Source organism: Mahella sp. (genome assembly GCF_020054945.1).
Classification (GTDB): domain Bacteria; phylum Bacillota; class Clostridia; order Mahellales; family Mahellaceae; genus Mahella.
In genome coordinates this window covers 1-5,447 of record NZ_JAIHAU010000071.1, presented here as the reverse complement: position 1 = coordinate 5,447, position 5,447 = coordinate 1, and the positions used below count along the sequence as shown (strand labels likewise).

Annotated in this window: 9 protein-coding genes; 4 read left to right on the top strand and 5 right to left on the bottom strand. The window is 44.2% G+C overall.

The window, feature by feature from the left end:
* Window positions 1-522, top strand: a 522-nt coding sequence (locus tag JG770_RS10460) for an MBL fold metallo-hydrolase (RefSeq protein WP_291958733.1), incomplete at its 5' end; no start/stop codon positions are given.
* A 54-nt stretch (window positions 523-576) separates the two neighbouring features.
* Window positions 577-900, top strand: coding sequence for a BMC domain-containing protein (locus JG770_RS10455; RefSeq protein WP_291958730.1), 324 nt, complete (start codon window positions 577-579; stop codon window positions 898-900).
* 280 nt (window positions 901-1,180) lie between these two features.
* Here the strand turns inward: JG770_RS10455 and JG770_RS10450 are convergent, their stop codons facing one another.
* Together JG770_RS10450 and JG770_RS10675 are read right to left on the bottom strand one after the other, a co-directional pair.
* Window positions 1,181-2,425, bottom strand: coding sequence for an MFS transporter (locus JG770_RS10450; protein ID WP_291958727.1), 1,245 nt, complete (start codon window positions 2,423-2,425; stop codon window positions 1,181-1,183).
* A gap of 194 nt (window positions 2,426-2,619) precedes the next feature.
* Window positions 2,620-2,859: a glycosyltransferase gene (locus tag JG770_RS10675; RefSeq protein WP_363321004.1), complete on the bottom strand. Its 240-nt coding sequence runs from the start codon at window positions 2,857-2,859 to the stop codon at window positions 2,620-2,622.
* Between JG770_RS10675 and JG770_RS10445 the strand changes: the two genes are divergently transcribed.
* Window positions 2,843-3,097 (top strand): hypothetical protein, encoded by a 255-nt coding sequence (locus tag JG770_RS10445; RefSeq protein ID WP_291958725.1) that lies wholly within the window; start codon window positions 2,843-2,845, stop codon window positions 3,095-3,097. The genes JG770_RS10675 and JG770_RS10445 overlap by 17 nt on opposite strands.
* A gap of 70 nt (window positions 3,098-3,167) precedes the next feature.
* On the top strand, window positions 3,168-3,305 hold the full coding sequence (locus JG770_RS10440) for a hypothetical protein (RefSeq protein ID WP_291958723.1): 138 nt from the start codon (window positions 3,168-3,170) through the stop codon (window positions 3,303-3,305).
* A gap of 79 nt (window positions 3,306-3,384) precedes the next feature.
* Here the strand turns inward: JG770_RS10440 and JG770_RS10435 are convergent, their stop codons facing one another.
* The 3 genes from JG770_RS10435 to JG770_RS10425 form a co-directional block, all read right to left on the bottom strand.
* Complete coding sequence (locus tag JG770_RS10435) at window positions 3,385-3,729, bottom strand: thioredoxin family protein (protein WP_291958721.1); 345 nt, start codon at window positions 3,727-3,729, stop codon at window positions 3,385-3,387.
* 88 nt (window positions 3,730-3,817) lie between these two features.
* Window positions 3,818-4,831 carry a permease gene (locus JG770_RS10430; protein ID WP_291958718.1) on the bottom strand — a complete coding sequence of 338 codons (1,014 nt, stop codon included), beginning with the start codon at window positions 4,829-4,831 and terminating at the stop codon, window positions 3,818-3,820.
* 90 nt (window positions 4,832-4,921) lie between these two features.
* A complete protein-coding gene (locus tag JG770_RS10425; protein WP_291958715.1) occupies window positions 4,922-5,236 on the bottom strand; it encodes a metalloregulator ArsR/SmtB family transcription factor in 315 nt (104 codons plus the stop codon).
* Between the last annotated feature and the right edge of the window lie 211 nt (window positions 5,237-5,447).

The window sequence follows — 5,447 nt, the reverse complement described above, 5'->3', positions numbered from 1 at the left end:
AAGGAATTCTATGAGGTCGGTATTCCGTGGTCACCCGACGATTATGATGATATTAAAAGTAGTCTTGTACTTACAAAGAAAAATACAACGATAGCTCCTCATATTACTCTCTGCGGAGAGATACCGAATACCGTAGCCTTTGAAGGAGTACCTGAAGGTTTTTATACCGGGGATAAGACAGATAAGACTGTTGATATGATGAAAGATGAGCAAATGCTTATTTTTGATACTGAGAAAGGGCTGTGTATATTTCTCGGGTGCAGTCATCCCGGTGTTGTGAACTGTTTGAATTATGCTTTAAAGCAATTCCCGGGCAGGGAAATTGATACATTGGTGGCTGGAATGCACTTGGACAGTGCAAGCCCCTCGCGCTTGCAAATGACCATTCAGCATATGATCGATTTGGATATACATAGAGTCGTGCCTCTTCATTGTACGGGTATTTTTGCTATTTCAGAAATGAAGCGGTTTTTAGGAAGCAGATGCCTTCCGTTATGTGCGGGAGATTCTTTGGAAATTTAATCTATGATACAAATTTAAAGGTAAACCATAATTTGTTTTGTGAGAGGTGCAAATATGTTGAATATAAAAATCATTAACAATCCTTCTGAAGCCACTATCCGACTTTTGTTGCGAAAAATAAGCGACAAGCAAGTAAGGGAATATTTAAACAATGGGGCTGTAAATTCAGTGGGATTAATACAAGGGCAACTGGTGGAAATCATCGCCGCGGCTGATATCGCAGAGAAAGCCTCCGGTGTTCAAATCGCTGAAATAACGGGTTCCTGCCCACAGCATGTTACAATGATTGGAATTTTCGGAGAAACATCCTCTGTCGAGGAATCTATGAAAGCCGTTCAAAGCTGGTCAGAAAGCACTACAAAGAACAAGAATGTTTAGGAGCCGGTATTTTATCCTGTCTACTTTTGATCGGGCTGTGAATAGTAACTTACATACAGCGGCGAGATCGTTTTAATAAGCTCGCCGCTGTATAGTTCCTCTATGTTATATTGATCCTGAATCCGCCGAAAAGTATTCCCGCTATGATGATCAGCCTGAAAGCCTCCCAAAATGTTATCTCACGCACGCTGAAAATCCTGGTGATGGTGATATTCCTTCCAAAAATTCCTGTCTTAAGTATACTGGTTCCATACGGAGCCTGTCAAGGTATTATTTACCTCTACAATTCCGCAGCTTTGGCTGTTGCATCGACCGCGGTTTCCTTTCGTTCCTCTTTGGCCAATGCGATAAATGTGAATGCCAGCAATATGCATATACCCGATGCGATGAAAAGCGACGGGTAGCCTGTCATATCGACGATCAAGCCGAATAATACCGGCGTTATAATTGAAGCCAGCGACGAGAAGAAATAGTACAGGCCGGTATAGGTGCCAATGCCTTTGGACGAGGTGAAGCTTACCACAAAAGGGTATGAATTTATCGAAAAGGCAGCGTTCAGTATGCCGGCTACGGGCATAAGGATCTGTATTATGGTAAAACTGCGTATGGTGGCAAATGCCAAAAGCATGAGGCCCAAAAGCAGCGAGCCCATCATCATGGTACGCCTTTTGCCTATCTTAGTGGCTATAAACCCGGCCGGCAAAGCGAATATCAGAAACGATATGGCATAGAATCCCATGCTGAAAGATGATACATCCTCGGAGACGTTCATCACGTTCAGCGCATAACGGGTAAAAAAGGTTTCCACAGCGCCAAAGCCGGCTATCATCATGAATATGCTTAAAAGGACGAAGAGGGGGCTTTTATCCTTATCGGTCAAGACAAACCGTAGGGCTTTGAATATACTCTGCTTATGCTCCGCCGGCTCCTTGCGCCGGGCAATCTCGGGCTCCTTAACGGTGAAGAGCAATATGATGGGCATGATTAAGGAAAGTATACCCACGAAAAAGAAAGGGTAAGCCTGATTCATCCTATACATCTGAGAGCCTATAAAGAACATTATCAAGGATCCGAAGCCGCCCATGAGATTTATAATGCCGTTGGCTTTGCTTCGATGCTGCGAAGGCACAATATCTGGCATGAGCGCTACCACCGGCGAGCGGTATGTAGCCATGAAGATATTGAATATGAGATCCAACACCAGCAGCGGTATAACGGTATCCCAATGGATCTGCAGCGGCAGCAAAGCATACAACAGACCGGCTATGGGCATGCCGATCATTATGTATGGCATGCGCCGGCCAAACCGCGTGCGTGTGTTATCGCTCATTGCGCCGATCAAAGGTAGAAGCAGTATGTTGGCAATGTTGTCCCATACCATTACGAAGCCTATCAACGTATTGCTGTTGGTGTAATAGCCCAAGAATATGGGCATATATGAATTGTAGGCCGCCCATACCATGGATACCACCATAAAGCCCAGGCTCAGGACCAGTACTCGGGGGTAATTTAACTTATCGCTCATAATTCGGCCTTCCTTCTTTCTCTATTATTTTGAGCCAGAACTATCTGGCAAGGCTATAAAATTCCTATTAATTCTAACATGTCTGTACACGGCCTTTGTTAAAAATGTGTTAAACATATGCGAGGAGCATCAAAGCATCCTGGCAGCTTAAATGCTTGCGCAGCTCCCGGCTGCGGTATCTCGGGCAGAAGGCTTTAAAGTCGGATACCCCTGCTCCATATGCCTACGTTCTTTATCCCCTTTTGCACAACGGTATTCCTAGTGGTTTCCGAAGGGCATAACGTTGTATAGCACTGATTATGGAACCATATCAGATAGCTCCACAGCCAACCATCGAGAAATTTAAGGTTATAATAATCCAAATAATATGAAAAATCCGTACTTAAAGGCGATGAGATCCATAGGCTGGCGAAGATAGTGGCCGTTGCCGACATATACGACGCCATGACATCGGACAGGGTATATAAAAAGGAGATAGCCATCTATCCTAGGGGATGCCAGGTGCTTCTGAGCACCAATGAAATCGGTATAGTGATCGATTCGAATAGAAGTATGCCCCTCCGCCCGGTTGTTAATATTATAACCGACAGGAACAGGGTGCCATTGAAAGTGCCTAAGAAGGTTGAGCTGGAACTTCATCCGGATATCGTGGTCACTCAAATATTCTATTAGAAGAGATCATACGCATGCAGAAGGGGACTTCCGGTCAGATTCCAATGCTTGGGCGGTATACTATCATAGCGTGGAACAATTGCGCTGTTTCACCAATGATATAGCCGGCGGGCAAATAGGACCGGCCTTTGGGCGCATTTTTGATAAAAACAATGCGGCGGCGGCCAAGGCATGGATGGGCATGATGAAGGATGGATTTTATGCATAAGATGTATAAATCGAATTATGGCATTCTGCGTTAATTTTGCAGAATGCCATTTTCGTTATTATGGGTTTATCCTTCGATGTCAAGATCTCACCTTTTGCAGAATCTTCACAACCTCCTCGGTTTTTAAAACCTTGCCGTAAGAAACCACTTTCTCGTCCACAACTAGAGCAGGCGTTGTCATAACGCCATAAGCTGCGATCTGTGAAAAATCGGTTATATGGTCAATTGTCGTATCCATGCCAAGTTGTTCCAGGGCCTCTTTTGTTGCCGCCTCAAGCTGATTGCATTTTGCGCATCCACTTCCAAGTATCTTGACGCTTGCTCCCTCGGTTTTGGCATGTTCTGCCTTTGCCATACTTTCCGCATTGCAATTTCCTGCGCAGCAGGATGTGGTTTCTTCGTTTTTCTTTCCGAATAGTGACATATTTATTACACTCCTTTTTTATTAATTATTTTTATTTTTTGACAACAACTGTTCCCGCAGGAACATATGGATTTGCTTTTCTTTCTTACTATATGATAAATCCTTGAATAGCGTTGAAAAAGTAACCCACTATAATGATGCCGACAGTGCAGATTGTGATGAACAACGCCAATAGTTTCGGCTTGACAGCTTTGCGCAGCATCACCATAGATGGTATAGACAGCGTAGTCACGGCCATCATAAACGAAAGAACGGTGCCGAGGTCAGCCCCTTTGGATAATAGAGCTTCTGCAATTGGGATGACGCCAAAGATATCAGCATACATCGGCACGCCGACAAGTGTGGCTAATACGACGCCAAACGGATTTTTACTGCCGAGCGCCGCGGTTACCCATTCCTCAGGAATCCAGTTGTGAATAACGGCTCCGATGCCCACGCCGATCAGGATATATGGAAATACCTTTTTAAAGGTGGACAGCATTTGGTCCCTCGCATAAACCAGCCGATCCTTTATTGTCAGGTCGGGCGCTTCTATATCGACGTTTCCGGCCGTCATAATAAAGCTTTCCACGTACTTCTCCATACCTAGCTCCTCAATAATCGTACCGCCGACGACAGCGATAATCAGTCCGACGATTACATAGACTACGGCTACTTTCGCACCGAAAATACTCATCAGCAGAAGCAGCGAACCAAGGTCGACCATCGGGGAAGATATAAGGAACGAGAACGTCACCCCGACAGGAAGCCCTGCCGATGTAAATCCGATGAACAACGGAATGGATGAGCAGGAGCAAAACGGCGTTACCGTGCCAAGCAAGGCCGCGACAGAGTTGGCACCGACGCCATGGAATCGGCCTAATATCTTCTTGCTGCGTTCTGGCGGAAAATAGCTCTGAATGTAACTGATAAGTAAAATCAATAAGCACAGCAGTATCGTGATTTTAATGACATCATAGAGGAAAAACTCGATGCTGCCGCCCAAACGGGTGGATGTATCCAGCCCCAGCCCAGAAAGGGCGCTTCCGATCAAACCATCCAGCCATCTCATGCCAAGAAGCTGATATTGAATAAAATCCCAAATTCCTTTTAATATTTGCATCCCAAGGCAAACCTCACATTCAATTAAAAAACTATCATATCAAATAATTTTGATGTATCCTGTTTTATAAAAGCCATTCGACGATGGCTTTTATTTTCTGCAGCAGGCATTTTCTTGTGAAAATGCGTTCGGCGTTGTCAGCTCCTTCAGCAGAGCAGCGGCATAAGCGCTGCCATTTTCGCTGATTTTGTAGTGTGTCCATTTTCCTTCCTGCCGGCTCTCCACAATACCCGACTCAACTAAAACCTTCATATGATAAGAAAGGCCGGATTGCCCCAGGTCTAACTGTTCAAGAAGGACACAGGCGCATTTCTCGCCGCCGCGCAAAAGCTCAAGTATTCGCAGGCGATTTTCATCGCAAAACGCTTTAAATATCTTCGCATATTCCTCGTATTTCGTTTCCATGCAATCACCTCATATCAAAAATATTTGATATGTTATTATTATATGCGTCAAATCAAATTTTGTCAATATGTTATTAATCTGCGTGTGATCGTCGAAAATTTTATAGAAAAACATATGTCAATAGCCTATAAAAATGTCATATAAAAAGGTTCAATTTTGTTCGACAAAAATGTCACTGCGAGCTTAAAAAAGTATTACAGAGATAATTATA

Excerpts from the sequence above, each read along its gene's own strand:
- JG770_RS10455 (WP_291958730.1), top strand. The coding sequence starts at position 577 with ATGTTGAATATAAAAATCATTAACAATCCTTCTGAAGCCACTATCCGA.
- JG770_RS10450 (WP_291958727.1), bottom strand. The coding sequence starts at position 2,425 with ATGAGCGATAAGTTAAATTACCCCCGAGTACTGGTCCTGAGCCTGGGC.
- JG770_RS10675 (WP_363321004.1), bottom strand. The coding sequence starts at position 2,859 with ATGTCGGCAACGGCCACTATCTTCGCCAGCCTATGGATCTCATCGCCT.
- JG770_RS10435 (WP_291958721.1), bottom strand. The coding sequence starts at position 3,729 with ATGTCACTATTCGGAAAGAAAAACGAAGAAACCACATCCTGCTGCGCA.
- JG770_RS10430 (WP_291958718.1), bottom strand. The coding sequence starts at position 4,831 with ATGCAAATATTAAAAGGAATTTGGGATTTTATTCAATATCAGCTTCTT.
- JG770_RS10425 (WP_291958715.1), bottom strand. The coding sequence starts at position 5,236 with ATGGAAACGAAATACGAGGAATATGCGAAGATATTTAAAGCGTTTTGC.